Genomic DNA, 15649 nt, shown 5'->3' with positions numbered 1-15649 from the left:
GCCGGCTTGCGTAACCAAGGAAAAAGGAGGAAAAGGATGAAGGAAATGAAGTCAGTGGGCATGCGCTTGCTGAGCTTCTTCGTCACTGCGTGCTTGGCCATGCTCATGGCGGCCGGCATAGCGGCTCTGCCTGCCACCCAGGCACATGCTGACGAAGAGGCGGTGCGCTCGGCGGCAAGCGGTGTCATGAAGTTCAACTGGAGCATTGACGGCGCCGAGTACTCGCGCGGTTCGTGTTTCCTGATCAATGATGACACGGTCATCACGGGCTATCACTGCACGTTCTTCAGCCAGAACGAGCTGGACCTGTTCGGCTACTCCGGTCAGGACATCCAGGATCTGAAGTCGCGCATGACCTATTCGGTCACCATCAACCGTGACGTCACGGTTGGCGCCACCCTCGTGAACGCCTCGGAGGCGCAGGACTTCGCCATCTTCAAGCTCGACCAGGTGGTGAACAACCACAAGCCGCTGACGTTCCGCAACAGCATGGAAGTGAAGGCTGCTGAGCCGGTGTACACCATCGGCTTCCCTGCGAACTCCGACCTCAAGGTCATCAACACGTACACGACTGACGATGTGACCATCAAGAACGGCACGGTGAGCAAGGTCGAGGGCATCTACCAGGGCATGACCTCTGACCTGTTCACCATCAACGGCTACTATCTGCAGACGAACTGCCCCATGTCGGGCGGCGACTCGGGCGGCCCCATGGTTGACGCCAACGGCTACGCGGTGGGCGTGTCCCTCATGAGCGACAGCAGCTTCTACTATGCGGCGGCCAGTGACAAGATCATGGAGGTGCTTGACGACCTGGGCGTTGAGTATAATAAGCATGGCATAGATCCCGATCCCGAGCCGGTTTACAATCTGCCCTTCTCGAGCCTCAACTCCGCGATTGCTGCTGCTGAGGCGCTGGACGCCTCGAAGTACACCGAGGAGAGCTACAAGGCCGTGACTGCAGCGCTCGCTCCGGCGAAGGAAGCCCTCAACCTTGAGCTTGAGGACAACACCAGCGAGAGCGAGTACAACGACAAGAAGGCCCAGATTGATGATGCCACGAAGGCGCTGAACGACGCGGTCGCCGCGCTCGAGGAGGCTCCCGAAGGACTGCCCTTGCCGGCTATCATCGGCATCATCGTCGCGATCGTCGCCGTCATCGCGATCATCGTCGTAGTCGTCGTGATGTCGCGTAAGAAGAAGGGCGCCAAGAAGGATGAGCCTAAGGACAATGCGCCCGCCACGGCGCCGGCCACCTTCCATCCCGTCAATCCGCTGCCTGATTCTCAGACAGAGAGCACCACGGTTCTCGCTCCTGACGGCAGCGAGACCATCATACTGTTCCAGGCGGCGAGCGGCGGCAGCTTGACGCGCATGAGCACGAACGAGCACATCCCCATCAACAGCGCCGAGTTCACCATCGGGCGCGAGCGCAGCCAGGTGAGCTACTGCCTCGAGGGCAACAGCTCCATCAGCCGCATCCATGTGCGCTTCCTGGTTGAGGACGGCAAGACCTACCTCGTCGACCAGAAGGCCGCGAACGGCACGTACGTGAACGGCGTGAAGGTTCGCCCGGGCCAGAAGATCCTGCTCAAGAGCGGTGACGTGGTCACCCTCGCTGACGAGAAGTTCAAGTACAGCGCGTAGGCAAAAGGAAGGCGCCTTCGCATAGGTGCGCAGGGGGAGGCCGCGTCTCAGCGTGATGCGGCCTCCCTTTTGGTTGGGCGGACGAGCTGGGTTGAGCAGCTCGGAAAGCGACGGAAGGACACGTGATGCGTTGCGAGAATTGCGGAAGTGAGATAAGTCCTGATCTGGTCTTTTGCACAAACTGCGGCACGCTCCTCGGATCACGCGGCACAACGGGGGAGTTTGACGCCGTGGGTGATGGCCGCTCAGATACCGAAGTGCTCAACAACGGAACAAGCCGGTTCAGGGATACGGTAGTCGAGCCCGTTCATCTGCGAGCGAAGGAGGGACGGACTTCGCCAAGGGGCGGAGCGGCATATGGCTCAGCCACCGGCTCGAACATCCCGCCTTCTTCGACTGTGCGCCCTGTGGTTACGGCCCACTCCCCGGCATCAGCGTCGACGCAGCCGTCCTCGCCAGGCTTTTCCCCTCACGAGTCGAGCGGATCAGACGAAGCGAAGAAGAACCGTACGCTCGTGATAGCCCTCGCCGCCCTCGCTGCCGTGGCCGTGATCGCGCTTGTTGTCAGCCTCGTGGTCATCTTCGCTGGTCCGAAGGGCGAGGCGACGCACGCAGGCGCTACTTCAAGCGCGACGTCGGCGAGCGGCCAGCCGTCAGCGTCCGGGAGCTCCTCAGGGGAAGGAGGCCTCAGCCTGAACTCGCATTCTGGATCGGAGAGCAGCTCGAGCAAGAGCTCGGATGGCATGACGTCAGGCGGAACCCCCGTGGTCCCAGCTCCGGGATCGTCCTCTCCTGGCTCGTCGAGTGGCCTTTCTGACTCAGAGGCTTACCACATCCTTGTTGAGAGTCTTGCGGACATCAGGGCCTATGATTCCGAAGTTGCCCGATGCTCAAGCGACTTCAACAACAACTATGCGCGTGAGTCCATGTCGACGCGATCTTCGGAGGCCCGTGCGGCGGCCAATCTGAAGTCGGAGATAAAGGCGAAGTGGGAGAGCTTGAAGAGCGTCAAGATGCCGTTTTGGTCTGTGAACTACGGCGCTTGGGAGAGCATGTGCCAGCTTTACGAGTACTTGTGGAATCGCATTGACGTCATCGACCGCGCATGGAAGGTGAGCTTGTCTTACGAGAAGCCGAGCGAGCACCGCGACGAGATATGCGCCCCCTTGGAAGCAGCGCAAGACTCCTCCGGGCAAAACAAGGACTATGTCAAGTTCAAGGCGCTGCTCCCGACGGTGCGCCTCGTCAAGCCTTGACAACGAGCAACGCAAATGTGATCTGCGCTTAGAAGGAGAAGCCATGTATCTAGGATTTTGCACCCACTGCGGCGCGCCTTTTCAGGGTGATGAGAGGTTTTGCACCCACTGCGGCACGCCGCGAGAGGTTGAGGTGACGGCTACCTGCGGTAACTGCGGGCAGGCGGTCGAAGGAACGGGACTGTTCTGCATATACTGCGGCGCGCCGCTGCGTCAGGAGACCCCTGCGCGTAGCGGGGAAGCTGTGCGCGAAGAGCCTGCGCGGGCGGCTTCCAGCACGGTTGCGCCAGAGCAGAGAGCGGTGCGCGTAGAGCCCGTGGAGCCCGTGGAGCCTGCGGAGCCCGCAGAGCCCGCGAGGCCCGCGGAGCAGCCGCCGATGAGCCAGGTGCCGATGAGTCAAGCGTCGGCTGGGCAGCCGTCGAAAGGGCAGACCTTCGTTGAGCCGCTGACGGCGGAGCCGGAATCCAGCATGGCGTACGATGACGAAGGCGCGATGAGCATAGACTACGTGCCGGAAGGCGCCATCACCATATGTCCGGGTTGTTCCGCCATCCTCGACGCAAGCGTGACGAAATGCACCCAATGTGGGCGCGTCCTCGTAGATGAGCCTGAGCCTGCGGCTTCCGTGCCGAGCGCGTCCAGCGCTGCGGGGCAGGTGGCAAGGCAAGAGCAGGCTCGGGTGGAGACGCCGGCACGTGCTCAGGCGGAGATGCCGAAGAAGGCCCTGGACCAGAGCGCGCCTCCTGTCCGTCCGCTGCGCGAGCAGGCTGAAGACGAGGACGAATACCAGACGCTCGTCTTGTCTGAGGACTATCGCTCAGAAGACTTCAGCGAGACTACCATATTGGTCGAGCAGAACCTCGTGTCGCTGTTCAGGAAGGCGACGGGAGAGATGTTCGTGGCAGAGCCCCCCTTGGTGCTTGGTCGCGGCTCGGAGGCGACGTGCTGCATGACGGGCAACTCGGCGATCAGCCGCAAGCATGCCGAGATCGTCTCGCGTGACGGGAAGTACTACCTGAGCGACCTCGGCTCTGCAAACAAAACCAAGATAGGAGGGGTCGCCCTGTCTCCTCATGCGCTGGTCGAGATCCAGGACGAGACGGAGTTCTCTCTCGGTGATGAGGAGTTCGTGTTCCACGTAGGGGAGAAGTGGTGCCTTGCGGCGGCGCAGGCTGCGAGCCGCGCTTAGCCAAGGCAGGGCTTGCTGCCTTGCCAAGGCTTGTGTTTGTGACGATCGGCGCGAAAGCCGAGAAAGGTGTGTACGGTGTATAGCTACGGATACAGCCCTTATGCGGCGCAGATGGCGGGACAGGCGATGGCGGTGGGCATCGTCCTGCTGCTGGCGACGATCGCCGTCGTGGTTCTGACCATAGTCGGCTACGTGAAGTTCTTGGGCAAGAACTCTGACAGAAAGTCAGGTCTGGGGAAGTTCTTCCACTTCGATCACTTCTACATCGAGCAGGTCCTGCGCTTCCTCTATCTTTTCAGCGCCATCTCTATCACTGTGACGTGCGTGGCAAGCGTGCTGATCGCGGCTTTCGCCGGTGGCGCTGCCGCGTTCTTCGTGAGCTTGATCGGCTTCGCCGTGTTCTTCTTCGTCGGCCAGTTCTTCTGCCGCATCATGTTCGAGAACGCGCTCATTGGGATTCGCCAAGCTGTTGACGTGCGCGCCCTTCGCAGCAAGATCGTGGGCGACGTTGCCGCAACCGATGCGGGGCCGGAGTCTATCGACGAGATCAAGTCGTCGTTCAAGCGGAAGCGGAAGGTAGGGCCAGCCGGTTCTGCTGGCGTTGCGGCGAGTCCGGCTGCGGGTGCGAGCAGCGTCAAGCCGGTGTCCCCATCGGCGCATGAGGCATGGCGCTGCCCGGAGTGCGGAAACGTTGGCACTGGGAAGTTCTGCGGACGCTGCGGATCCCCGCGAGCGTAAAGCTTGAGACCTCCTTGCGCGGCGAGGGCGCAAGGAGGTCTCGCTTTGCGTACGGAAAGACAGTTTGGCCGACGAGATCTCCTGAAAAGAGGATACGGTGGCCAAGGATTAAAGCCAGTGAAGGAGCTAGACATGATTTGCGGCAATTGCGGGAAAGAAGTGAGGCAAGGGGCGTTTTGCGGGCATTGCGGTGCGCCGCTTGGCGGACAGGGCAGCGTTGCTTCGCAGATGCAGCAGCCGGTGCAGCAAGCGATGCCCTACCAACAGCAGGCGTATCAACAGCCGTATGTGGCAGCGCCCCAGCCGGTAAACGCGAGCGTGGCGCCGAACCAGCAACTCGCATACGGCCAGGCTGCGCCCGCCCAGACGTATCAGGCTCAGCCCGTTACGCCGTCCGACGTTGTTTACCCAAGGCCCGACAAGCAGAAAACGCTGCTGATGATCGCATTCATATTCAACATCATCAGCACGGTATGCTGGGCTTTCAGCATCATCGGGCTCGCGTGGAGCATACCCATGACGGTCCACAGCTACAACATCTACCAAGGGAAGAAGGCCAACACGACGGGTTTCGGCATCGCATGTCTGCTGGTGTTGAACATGGTTGCCGGCATCCTGATGCTCGTCGCCGACAAGGATCAGTAGAGAGCGGCGGGGGGTTGTTGCGCTGCGCCAAGGACGCCGTTCTTCGAGCGCCTAGTGATCAGGGTATATATTGTATCTACTATCGGTAGATACGGCAGAAGGAGCATCTGGCATGTGCACGACTGCGGCAGCTCAGAGGACCAAGATCTCCTCGTGGGGCAACTCCGAGGCCGTGCGAATCCCCAAGGGCATCCTCAAGGCGGCAGGGCTCTCCTCGGGGGATGACGTTGACGTGGCGGTCAACGAGCGCGGAAACATCGAGCTTGTCCCTAAGGGGCGCGCTCATCGGCGCATCCGCCCAGCGCGGCACGTCACGTACGAGTCTCTCTTCGCAGGCTACGAAGGGGATGCGCGGGCTGACTCGGCTTGCGTGCGGCCTGACGCCATGGCTGGCGCCGAAGGAAGGGCGTGGGGGCTGTGATCTGCGAGCAGGGAGACGTCGTTTCCATCAACTTCGACCCATCGAAGGGCCATGAGCCCGCATATCGCCACTACGGCGTTGTTCTCAGTCCTTGGCGCATCAACAAGACGTGCGCGCTCATGCTGATGGTGCCGGTGACGTCGGTTGACAACGGATATCCGCTCCATGTGAAGATAGCCGCGGGCAACCCCGTTCGCGGCTTCGTGCAGTGCGAGGCCGTCAGGGCCATGGACTTGGGTGTGCGGGAGGCGGAGGGCGCGGCTGAGGTCGTCGGCTCGCTGGATGATGGTACGCTCGCCCAGGTGATGGCCACGGTGCTCGTGGTGCTGGGACTCGAGGAGTTCTGAATTAAGACATAATCAGGACATGTCTCAATTAAATAGGACATGTCCTGATTATGTCTGATACTGTCTTATTTCCTCGGCCGCTTTGCTTTTACGCCGGCAAACGTCAGCTGAAGAGGATAATTGATGGCGAAGAGGTGGGCGTTTTGGACGGGCGCGGGAGCTAGCACGGGGCCGGCGGTTGCCCGGAGCGACCGTCCAGGATTGTTGTCTGAGGTGAGGAGCTTGCGGTATGCCTTGTTACATTGTGCGGAATGACCTGTGCCGCATGCGGGTTGACGTGGTGGTCTGCCCGGCCAACGCGGCGCTCCGAATCGGCGGCGGGGCTGGCGAGGCCGTCGCGCGCGTGGCGGGGCTCGCCCAGCTGCAGGCGGCGTGCGACGCCATCGGGCCCTGCGCGGTGGGCGACGCGGTGGCGACGCCCGCCTTCGACTTCCCGGCGCACAGCATCGTGCATGCGGTGGGGCCCGTGTGGCGCGGCGGCACGCATGACGAGGACGCGCAGCTCGCCTCCTGCGTGACGCGCTCGCTCGCCCTCGCCGCCGAGCAGGGCGCCGCGACGGTGGCGCTCCCGCTGATCTCCGCGGGTTCCTACGGCTTCCCGCCGCGGCGCGCGTTCGACGTGACCATCCGCGCCATCAGGCGTTTCCTCGAAGACCACGACCTGCACGTGTACCTGGTGCTGTTCGACCGCGAGTCGGTGGCGGCGGGCAGCGAGCTGCTCGGGTCGGTGGCGGAGTACGTCGACGACGTCTACGTGCGCGAGCACATCCTGGAGGGCACGCGCATTCTCGGCAGCGCGCCCTGGCGCGGGGGGTCCCGCGGGTTCAGCGCCGTCGAGCTTGCCGAAGAGGTTGAGCTGGCGGGGGAGCCAGCTGCCGCGCCGTGCATGCCCTCGGCGCCTGCCCCGCAGCCCGCCACTTCGGACATGCCCCTCAACCCTCTGGTGGCCGCCTTCGAAACAGGCTCCTTCGACACGGCCTCCTTCGACGCCTCTGACCTGCGCGAGCGCATCGCCGCGCTCGACGAGTCGTTCGCCGCCACGGTCCTGCGCCTCATCGACGAGCGCGGCCTGACCGACGTGCAGGTGTACAAACGCGCCAACATGAGCCGCCAGCTGTTCGCCAAGATTCGCAAGGACGACAACTACCGCCCCGCCAAGCGCACCGCCTGCGCCCTGGCCATCGCGCTCGAGCTCAGCCTCGCCGAGGCGCGTGACCTGCTCGGCCGCGCGGGCTTCGCGCTCTCCCACAGCAGCAAGGCCGACGTAATCGTGGAGTACTTCCTCATCCACGGTATCTACGACATCTTCCAGGTGAACGAGGCGCTCTACGCGTTTGACCAGCCCCTTCTCGGGTAACAGCAGGGGAGCGTGGCGAAGGGGGAGGCAAGCGCGGCGAAGATGGTGGCGAAGGGGAGCGATAATGGGGACGGCAGGGAAGAGGGTGGCGAAGGTGGCGATAATGGGGGCAACGAAGGGAACGCCAAAGAATGGGGCGACAGCTGTCGCAGCCGTCCATCTGCAAGAGCCTGCGCTCCGCCCCGCACGGGGTAGGGCCTGCGGATTGCCGGCGCCCCTCAAGGTTTTTGAGCGAACAGGCTGACGAGCGAAAGCCTGTCAGATAGACTAGAATGGCAGGAAATTAGTTTATGCTCTAGTCTATATCCTAGTCTACGGAGGCGCCATGATCAGATCGCTCGACGAGATGCCCGCTCTTGTCCGGGGCCTTCTCTCCGACGTCGAAACTGAGGTCGTCGAGTACAAGGAGGCGAAGCAGAGCTTCGACTTCGAGAGCATCGGCAAGTACTTCTCCGCGCTCAGCAACGAGGCGAACCTGAGAAACGCCGAGTGCGGGTGGCTTCTATTCGGCATCACGAACAAGAGAAGGGTGTGCGGAACGGCATATCGCAAGGAGGCATCCCGCCCGAGCGTCGGGCTGCGAAACCTAAAGCAGGAGATCGCCCGGCACCTCAACGAGGGACTGATCTTCGAGGAGATCTACGAGTTCGATCTCGAGGGGAAGCGAGTCGTTGTCTTCCAGGTCCCGCCGTGCGGATTTGCGACGCCGACCACGTGGCGTGGCGTTCCGTGGTCGCGCGAGAACGAAGCTCTCAAGGAGATGCCGAGGTTCAAGCTCGAAGCAATTTGGGGACAGTCACGCCCTGACTGGTCGAAGCAGATAGCCTTCGAGGCAGAGTATGACGATCTCGACCCAGATGCCGTCGAATTCGCCTGCGAAAGGTTCGTCAAAAAATACGGAGCCAGCCAGCCGGCGATCAGACAGCTCTCCCACGAGGAGATGCTGCGTAAAATGGGGCTTTTGATTCATGGAAGGGTGACTAATGCCGCGCTCGTTCTGCTGGGGCGGCCCGAGTCCACCGCGTTCCTCGGCGGCTCTGCCCCGAGGATCACCTGGACGCTGTACTCGTCCGACGGGAGGCCCGAGGCGTACGAGCACTTCGACCCTCCGTTCATTCTCCAAGTGGACAAGGTGTTGGGAAAGGTCAGAAACGAGCGCTACCGCTACTTCAACAGCGAAACGACCCTGTTCCCGACGCTTGCGAACAAGTATGACCCCGAGGCCATTCGCGAGCTTCTCCACAACGCAGTTGCCCACCAGGACTATAGGCAAACCGGAAAGGTCAACGTGCTTGAGTACGAGGACCGTATCGTGTTCATAAACGAGGGGTCGTTCATACCGGGGACCATCGAGAAGGCGATAGAGCTCGGGTACAGGCCTCCGTATTACCGCAACAGGCTGCTGTCCGATGCGATGGCGAAGACTGACATGATAGACCAGAACGCCATCGGGATACGAAACGTCTACGAAATCCAGAGGGGCCGCATGCTCCCCCTCCCGACTTACGACCTATCCGACCCTGGCAGAGTCACCGTCACCCTATACGGCAAAGTGCTGAGCGAAGCGTACACGCGGCTGTTGGCGGCAGAGCCCGGGATGGACTTCGATACCGTATTTCTGCTTGACCTCGTGCAAAAGGGAAAGCCCGTCACCAAAGAGCAGGGGAGGGCGCTGAGGTCTCGGGGTCTGGTGGAAGGCCGATACCCCAATCTCATTATCTCGTCGAGGGTCGCGGGCATAATCGGGACCCACGAGGAGTATGTCAGGCAGAAGGGGCTCGACACGAGCATCTGCAAGGAGCTGATAGTGAAGCTGCTCAGGGCGCGCCCGTGCTCGCGGGCGGAGATAGCCGCGGCGATCGACCACGCGCTGCCAGATGGGATGAGCGACGACCAGAAGAAAAAGCACGTGAGCTACCTTCTCCAAGAGCTGAGGAAAGACCAGCGCGTGAGGCCGGAGGGCTCAAGAGGGAGCGCCGTCTGGGTTCTAAACTAGCGGTAGACTAGAGCATCCTGCTCTCTAGTCTAGGAAGCGACCAGGAGGCGAGCTCGATTCTTGTCGCGTTCGAGCGGCTGGTATTTCGGGGCCTTGATTGCTCTTCCTGCGCCGTGGATTTTCCTGACGGCAAGCGGGGTGGCGAAGGCGAGAGAGCTGCTTTGCGGATCACCGCCCCGTCTCGCGTAACGCTGTCACGGCGAATGTCGCTCGTCAGGCAGTTGAATGTCGCTTCGCGGTTTACCTATCGCGCTGCGCGCTTCCGCATAATGCTCGCTGTAAGCAACGAGCACGTCCCGATCTGGTTCGGTCAAGCAGAACCAACTTGGTTCGGCTAGGCACAACCGGTTTGGTTTGGTCAAACGCAACCAGCTTAGTTGGCCCAACACGACCAGCTTGGTGCGGTCAGGCCTGGCCAACCCAACCCGGTTCGGCCAAGTATGACCAACCTGGTTCAGTTTGGCCAAACGCAACCAACCCGGTTCAGTTCGGTCAGGCACAACCAATCCGGTTCGGCCAGACACAACCAACTCAACCTAGCTCGGGCGGCTCGGTGAAGAGGCGACAGAAAGGAAGCGCATCATGAAGAAGGGTCTGACGGAACTGGTTTTCATCCTCGACCGCAGCGGTTCGATGACGGGGCTCGAGAGCGACACGATCGGCGGGTTCAACGCGGTGCTCAAGAAGCACCAGGAGTGCGAGGGCGACGCCGTGGTGTCGACGGTGCTGTTCGACAACGTGACCGAGGTGCTGCACGACCGCGTTAACGTGCAGGACGTGCAGCCCCTCACGAGGGCGGACTACCAGGTGCGCGGCTGCACGGCGCTGCTCGACGCGGTGGGCGGGGCCATCCGGCACATCGAGCGCGTGCAGCGCTACATGCCCGACGAGTACAAGGCGGAGCACGTGGCGTTCGTCATCACCACCGACGGGCTGGAGAACGCGAGCAGGCGCTACACGTACGACCAGGTGAAGCACGCCATCGAGCGCAAGCAGGAGGAAGGCTGGGAGTTTCTGTTCATGGGCGCGAACATCGACGCCGCGGCTGAGGCGGCCCGGATCGGCATCCGCGCCGACCGCGCCGCAACCTATGTGGCCGACACCCAGGGTACGAACGTCGTCTACGAGGCCATGGCGGACGCGACGTGCTGCCTGCGCGCCGAAGCGGCCGTCCCCGCCGCCTGGGCGGCCCCCATCGAGCACGACCGCGCCTCGCGAAAAGCGTAGGGCGCGTTCCCCCGCCCTCTCCCGCCTGTCTGGAATCGTTGGGAGAAATGCCCTGCCCCGCGGCGCCCTGGTTCGCACCTATACTATACTGTGAGGTTGCGGAACAGGGCGCTTTCCGTTCCCTGACGCTCGAATGACGAAAGGACGAACCATGCCGAGTACTGTGCTCGTCGGCGCCCAGTGGGGCGACGAAGGCAAGGGCAAGATCACTGACCTCATCGCAAGCGACTTCGACTACGTCGTGCGATTCCAAGGGGGCAACAACGCCGGACACACCGTCATCCACGGCGACAAGAAGCTGGCTCTGCACCTCATGCCCTCGGGCGTCATGTACGAGAACGCCGTGCCCGTGATCGGCAACGGCGTCATCATCGACCCCGGCGTGCTGGTGAAGGAGATGGCCATGCTCGAGGCTGAGGGCATCTCGTGCAAGCGCCTCAAGATCTCCTGCGACGCGCACGTCATCATGCCGTACCACAAGGACCTCGACGGCGCCGACGAGAAGCGCCTGGGCTCCAACCAGATCGGCACCACCAAGCGCGGCATCGGCCCGTGCTACCAGGACAAGGCCGCGCGCAAGGGCATCCGCATCCAGGACCTGCTCGACGAGAAGATCTTCCGCCTGAAGGTGGAGACGGCGCTCGCGCAGAAGAACCCCATCCTCGAGAAGATCTACGGCCTGCACACCTACACGGTCGAGGAGATCTGCGACGAGTACCTGCCGTACGCGCGCATCCTCAAGCCCTACATGGAGGAGACGGCCCAGCTGCTGAACCGTGCGCTGCGCGAGGGCAAGAACATCCTGTTCGAGGGCGCGCAGGGCACGCTGCTCGACATCGACCACGGCACCTACCCCTACGTCACCTCGTCGAGCTGCTGCGCCGGCGGCGCAGCCACGGGCACGGGCGTGGGTCCGGTGAACATCAACCGCGTGCTCGGCATCCAGAAGGCCTACGTCACGCGCGTGGGCGGCGGCCCCTTCCCCACGGAGCTCGCCTTCCCCGAGGACGGCGGCAGCGGCCAGGACGCCGTCGACGGCGAGACGCTGTGCAGCGTGGGCCACGAGTTCGGCGTGACCACGGGCCGCAAGCGCCGCTGCGGCTGGTTCGACGCCGTGATCGCGCGCTACGCCGCCGAGGTCAACGGCCTCACCGACGTGGCGCTCACCAAGCTCGACGTGCTGAGCGCCTTCGACACCATCAAGGTGTGCGTGGCCTACGAGTGCGGCGGCAAGCGCTACGACTACTTCCCCATGCAGCAGAGCGTGCTGTTCCACGCGAAGCCCATCTACGAGGAGCTTCCCGGCTGGAAGGACGTCGACATCACCCAGTGCAAGACCTACGAGGAGCTGCCTGAGAACACGCGCAAGTACGTCGAGTACCTGGAGGAGATCACCGGCGTGCCCATGTCCATCGTGAGCGTGGGCCCCGACCGCGACCAAACGATCATGCGAGGATGGTAGCCGGTCTCGCTTGCAGGGCGGATGCGGTTTTGGAAAGGAACGACATGAACATTCTGGTACTGGGCTCCGGTGGGCGCGAGCATGCGATCACCTGGGCGTTGAGCAAGTCCCCCCGCGTTGACGCGCTGTACGTGGCGCCGGGCAACGGCGGCACCGATGGCGTGGCGAAGGCCGTCAACGTCGCCGTCGACATGATGGATGCGGAGGCGGTGCTCGCGTTCGCGCGCGAGCACGCGGTTGACCTGGTGGTCGTCGGCCCGGAGGCCCCGCTCGTGGCGGGCGTGGCCGACGAGCTGCGCGCGGCGGGCGTGGCCGTGTTCGGCCCGAACGCCGACGGCGCTCAGCTCGAGGGCTCCAAGGCGTACTCCAAGGCGTTCATGGCCGCCAACGGCATCCCCACGGCGGCCTACGCGCAGTTCGACGCCGCCGAGCCCGCGCTCGCCTACGTGCGCGAGCAGGGCGCCCCCATCGTCATCAAGGCCGACGGCCTGGCGGCGGGCAAGGGCGTCGTGGTGGCCGAGACGCTCGAGGACGCGGAGGAGGCCGTGCGCGCGTGCTTCGACGGCGCCTTCGGCGCGGCCGGCTCGCGCGTGGTCATCGAGGAGTGCATGACGGGCCCGGAGTGCTCGCTTCTGTGCTTCGTCACGAACGGCGCGTCGTTCCCCATGGCCCCGGCGCAGGACCACAAGCGCGCCTACGACGGCGACAAGGGCCCGAACACGGGCGGCATGGGCGTGTACTCGCCGGTGCCCATCGTGGCCGACGACGAGATGGCCGAGATGGTGCGCATCATGGATGCGGCCGCGGCGGCCACCGCGCGCGAGCCGTTCGGCCTCGACTACCGCGGCACGCTCTACGGCGGCTTCATGCTCACGCCGAAGGGGCCGCGCGTGGTGGAGTTCAACGCGCGCTTCGGCGACCCGGAGACGCAGGTGGTGCTTCCGCGTCTCGAGAGCGACCTGGCGGAGGTCATGATGGCCGTGGCCGAGGGCCGCGCCGCCGACGTGGAGCTGGAGTGGTCCGACGCGTGGGCGGTGTGCGTGGTGCTCGCGAGCGAGGGCTACCCGGGGTCCTACGAGAAGGGCAGGGTCATCCTCGGGATCGAGGAGGCCGAGGCGCTCGACGGCGTGACGGTGTTCCACGCGGGCACCAAGACGAACGCCGACGGCGAGCTGGTCACCAACGGCGGGCGCGTGCTCAACGTGGTGGCGCTCGGCGCGACCTTCGAAGAGGCCCGCGACCGCGCCTACGAGGCGTGCGACCTCGTCAACTTCGAGGGCAAGCAGCTGCGCAGCGACATCGGCGCGAAGGCCCTGCGCGGCCGCGGCGCGTGGGAGTAGCCCATGCTGTCCGAGCGCATGCTCTCCGCGGTCGTCCGCGAGTGCACCAAGAGCTACCTGAACCTCAAGCCCGTGACCGAGGACCGCATGCCCGCGCCCGTGCCCGGGCAGCGCTACATGCTGTACATGCACGTGCCGTTCTGCGAGCGGCTGTGTCCGTACTGCTCGTTCAACCGCTTCCCGTTCGCGGAGGACCGCGCGCGCCCGTACTTCGCGAACATGCGGCGCGAGATGCTCATGCTCAAGGACCTCGGGTATGACTTCGACAGCATCTACATCGGCGGCGGCACGCCCACCATCCTGCTCGACGAGCTGTGCGACACCATCGACCTGGCGCGCGAGACGTTCTCCATCAAGGAGGTCTCGAGTGAGACGAACCCGAACCACCTGATTCCGAGCTACCTGGACAAGCTGCAGGGGCGCGTGCAGCGCCTCTCCGTGGGCGTGCAGAGCTTCGACGACGACCTCCTCAAGCAGATGGACCGCTATGACAAGTACGGCAGCGGGCAGGAGATCCTCGAGCGCATCCAGGACGCGAGCCCGTACTTCACCTCAATGAACGCCGACATGATCTTCAACTTCCCGGCGCAGACCGAGGACGTCCTCATCCGCGACATCGAGCGCGTGATCGAGTCGGGCGCGAGCCAGACCACGTTTTATCCGCTGATGGCGAGCCCGAGCGTGGAGAAGTCGCTCGCGCGCACGGTGGGCAAGGTGGACTACGTCCGCGAGCAGCGCTTCTACGAGATCATCTGCGAGCTTCTGACCGGCGAGCTGCCCGGCGTGGAGGTGGCCGGCGGCAAGGCGGGCGCCCAGGGCGAGCGGGGGCTGTTCGAGCACGGCAGCGCCTGGACGTTCAACCGCCGCGGCACGGGCGCCGCGGGCGAGGAGGGCATGATCGACGAGTACGTGGTCGACTACGAGGAGTACCCGGCCATCGGCTCGGGCGGCATCACGTATTTGGGGAAGAGCCTGTACGTGAACACGTTCTCCGTGCGCGACTACAACGCCGCCATCGAGGGCGGGCGCATGTCGATGACGGGCAAGGCCACCTTCTCCAAGCGCAACCGCATGCGCTACCGCTTCATGATGCAGCTGTTCGGCCTGCGGCTCGACAAGCGCCAGTTCAAGCGTGACTTCGGCTGCTCGGTGGAAGCCGGGCTGCCCGTGGAGATGGCGTTCATGGCGGCGTCGGGCGCGTTCGCCGTGAACAACGACGAGGAGCTGACGCTCACGCCCAAGGGCCGCTACCTCATGGTGGTGATGATGCGCCAGTTCTTCATCGGCGTGAACAACCTGCGCGACCAAGCCCGCGCGGCGCTCACGGGCGAGGAGCGTGAGCTGATCTTCGGATAATGATATTCACCGCCCTCATATACCTCGCGTTCGCAGCGCTGCTCGTGATGGCCGCGGTCATCGACATGCGGACGTTGCGCATTCCCAACCAGCTGGTGTTGGGCCTTGCGGGGCTGTGGCTGGTGTGGAGGCTTGGCCTCGGGATCGGCGGCGTGATCGTGGGCACCGACTTCGTGACGGCGCTGATCGCGCCCGCGCCGTTTCGGGGCGTGTCGCTGGCGGGCGGCATCGTGGGCGCCGTGGCGCTCGGCGGCGCGCTTCTGCTGGTCACGGTGGTGTACGAGGCGGTGTCGAAGAAGCGCGCCATGGGTGCCGGCGACATCAAGCTTCTGACCATGGTGGGGCTGTTCCTGGGCCTCGAGCGCGGCGTGCTCTGTCTGCTGGCGGCCTGCGCGGCGTTCCTGCTGTCGGCGCTCGTGCTGCCGCACACCCGCTGGGGCGAGAAGAACCTCGCCGCGGCGGAGTCGGGCTACCCCATCCTGCGCGAGTTCCCCTTCGGCCCCGCCATCGCCCTGGGGTCGGCTCTCGCGCTGTTCGTGCCGTAGGGAGGGGAAGCGCGGGCGGCCTGCGGCGGGCTGGCGGGCGGCGGCGCGGCGGACTTGCGCTCGGCGGCGCGTGCGGGCGGCGGCGCGTGCGGCGGGCTTGCGGGCGGCGGCGCGTGCGATGGC

14 protein-coding genes and 1 pseudogene are annotated in these 15649 nt (G+C 64.1%); all 15 read left to right on the top strand.

All coding sequences use genetic code 11. The features are described from left to right. The first annotated feature begins 36 nt into the window (after positions 1-36). Positions 37-1647 carry a trypsin-like peptidase domain-containing protein gene (locus G7Y50_RS08080; RefSeq protein WP_165052644.1) on the top strand — a complete coding sequence of 537 codons (1611 nt, stop codon included), beginning with the start codon at positions 37-39 and terminating at the stop codon, positions 1645-1647. 998 nt (positions 1648-2645) lie between these two features. Further along, complete coding sequence (locus G7Y50_RS12075) at positions 2646-2903, top strand: hypothetical protein (RefSeq protein WP_241159505.1); 258 nt, start codon at positions 2646-2648, stop codon at positions 2901-2903. After that, positions 2854-3093 (top strand): annotated as a pseudogene (locus tag G7Y50_RS12250) (zinc ribbon domain-containing protein); the annotation flags it as partial. The gene G7Y50_RS12075 and the pseudogene G7Y50_RS12250, both read left to right, overlap by 50 nt. 279 nt (positions 3094-3372) lie before the next feature. Then, complete coding sequence (locus tag G7Y50_RS12070; RefSeq protein ID WP_241159503.1) at positions 3373-4092, top strand: FHA domain-containing protein; 720 nt, start codon at positions 3373-3375, stop codon at positions 4090-4092. Positions 4093-4167: 75 nt separating this feature from the next. Then, positions 4168-4830, top strand: coding sequence for a DUF4282 domain-containing protein (locus tag G7Y50_RS08065; protein ID WP_165052636.1), 663 nt, complete (start codon positions 4168-4170; stop codon positions 4828-4830). Positions 4831-4962: 132 nt separating this feature from the next. Further along, positions 4963-5475: a zinc ribbon domain-containing protein gene (locus tag G7Y50_RS08060; protein WP_165052633.1), complete on the top strand. Its 513-nt coding sequence runs from the start codon at positions 4963-4965 to the stop codon at positions 5473-5475. A gap of 112 nt (positions 5476-5587) precedes the next feature. After that, the gene (locus G7Y50_RS08055; RefSeq protein WP_165052630.1) at positions 5588-5896 is read left to right on the top strand and encodes an AbrB/MazE/SpoVT family DNA-binding domain-containing protein; all 309 of its coding nucleotides are present in this window, start codon (positions 5588-5590) and stop codon (positions 5894-5896) included. Beyond that, positions 5884-6243 (top strand): type II toxin-antitoxin system PemK/MazF family toxin, encoded by a 360-nt coding sequence (locus G7Y50_RS08050; protein ID WP_241156441.1) that lies wholly within the window; start codon positions 5884-5886, stop codon positions 6241-6243. The genes G7Y50_RS08055 and G7Y50_RS08050 overlap by 13 nt, the downstream gene beginning before the upstream one ends. 229 nt (positions 6244-6472) lie before the next feature. Further along, positions 6473-7600 (top strand): macro domain-containing protein, encoded by a 1128-nt coding sequence (locus tag G7Y50_RS08045; RefSeq protein ID WP_165052613.1) that lies wholly within the window; start codon positions 6473-6475, stop codon positions 7598-7600. A gap of 325 nt (positions 7601-7925) precedes the next feature. Beyond that, positions 7926-9596, top strand: a complete 1671-nt coding sequence (locus G7Y50_RS08040; RefSeq protein WP_165052610.1) for an RNA-binding domain-containing protein — start codon at positions 7926-7928, stop codon at positions 9594-9596. Between the two features lie 582 nt (positions 9597-10178). Then, positions 10179-10823, top strand: a complete 645-nt coding sequence (locus tag G7Y50_RS08035) for a VWA domain-containing protein (protein ID WP_165052607.1) — start codon at positions 10179-10181, stop codon at positions 10821-10823. A gap of 151 nt (positions 10824-10974) precedes the next feature. Then, the gene (locus G7Y50_RS08030) at positions 10975-12285 is read left to right on the top strand and encodes an adenylosuccinate synthase (RefSeq protein WP_165052604.1); all 1311 of its coding nucleotides are present in this window, start codon (positions 10975-10977) and stop codon (positions 12283-12285) included. 44 nt (positions 12286-12329) lie between these two features. After that, entirely contained in the window at positions 12330-13625 is a 1296-nt protein-coding gene (gene purD / locus G7Y50_RS08025; protein WP_165052601.1) for a phosphoribosylamine--glycine ligase, read from the top strand. A 3-nt stretch (positions 13626-13628) separates the two neighbouring features. Further along, on the top strand, positions 13629-14981 hold the full coding sequence (locus tag G7Y50_RS08020) for a radical SAM protein (RefSeq protein ID WP_165052597.1): 1353 nt from the start codon (positions 13629-13631) through the stop codon (positions 14979-14981). Continuing rightward, positions 14981-15526 carry a prepilin peptidase gene (locus tag G7Y50_RS08015; RefSeq protein WP_165052594.1) on the top strand — a complete coding sequence of 182 codons (546 nt, stop codon included), beginning with the start codon at positions 14981-14983 and terminating at the stop codon, positions 15524-15526. Before G7Y50_RS08020 ends, G7Y50_RS08015 begins: the two co-directional genes overlap by 1 nt. Positions 15527-15649 lie beyond the last annotated feature (123 nt).

The organism is Adlercreutzia sp. ZJ176 (assembly GCF_011038975.1).
In the GTDB taxonomy this organism is placed as follows: Bacteria; Actinomycetota; Coriobacteriia; order Coriobacteriales; family Eggerthellaceae; genus CAAEEV01.
The sequence above is the reverse complement of the archived record's forward strand: the minus strand, read 5'-3'. Positions and strand labels throughout refer to the sequence as shown.

Coding starts and splice junctions, on each gene's coding strand:
- G7Y50_RS08030 (WP_165052604.1), top strand. CDS start 10,975: ATGCCGAGTACTGTGCTCGTCGGCGCCCAGTGGGGCGACGAAGGCAAG.
- G7Y50_RS08045 (WP_165052613.1), top strand. CDS start 6,473: ATGCCTTGTTACATTGTGCGGAATGACCTGTGCCGCATGCGGGTTGAC.
- G7Y50_RS12070 (WP_241159503.1), top strand. CDS start 3,373: ATGGCGTACGATGACGAAGGCGCGATGAGCATAGACTACGTGCCGGAA.
- G7Y50_RS08040 (WP_165052610.1), top strand. CDS start 7,926: ATGATCAGATCGCTCGACGAGATGCCCGCTCTTGTCCGGGGCCTTCTC.
- purD (WP_165052601.1), top strand. CDS start 12,330: ATGAACATTCTGGTACTGGGCTCCGGTGGGCGCGAGCATGCGATCACC.
- G7Y50_RS08080 (WP_165052644.1), top strand. CDS start 37: ATGAAGGAAATGAAGTCAGTGGGCATGCGCTTGCTGAGCTTCTTCGTC.
- G7Y50_RS08055 (WP_165052630.1), top strand. CDS start 5,588: ATGTGCACGACTGCGGCAGCTCAGAGGACCAAGATCTCCTCGTGGGGC.
- G7Y50_RS08020 (WP_165052597.1), top strand. CDS start 13,629: ATGCTGTCCGAGCGCATGCTCTCCGCGGTCGTCCGCGAGTGCACCAAG.
- G7Y50_RS08060 (WP_165052633.1), top strand. CDS start 4,963: ATGATTTGCGGCAATTGCGGGAAAGAAGTGAGGCAAGGGGCGTTTTGC.
- G7Y50_RS08035 (WP_165052607.1), top strand. CDS start 10,179: ATGAAGAAGGGTCTGACGGAACTGGTTTTCATCCTCGACCGCAGCGGT.
- G7Y50_RS08015 (WP_165052594.1), top strand. CDS start 14,981: ATGATATTCACCGCCCTCATATACCTCGCGTTCGCAGCGCTGCTCGTG.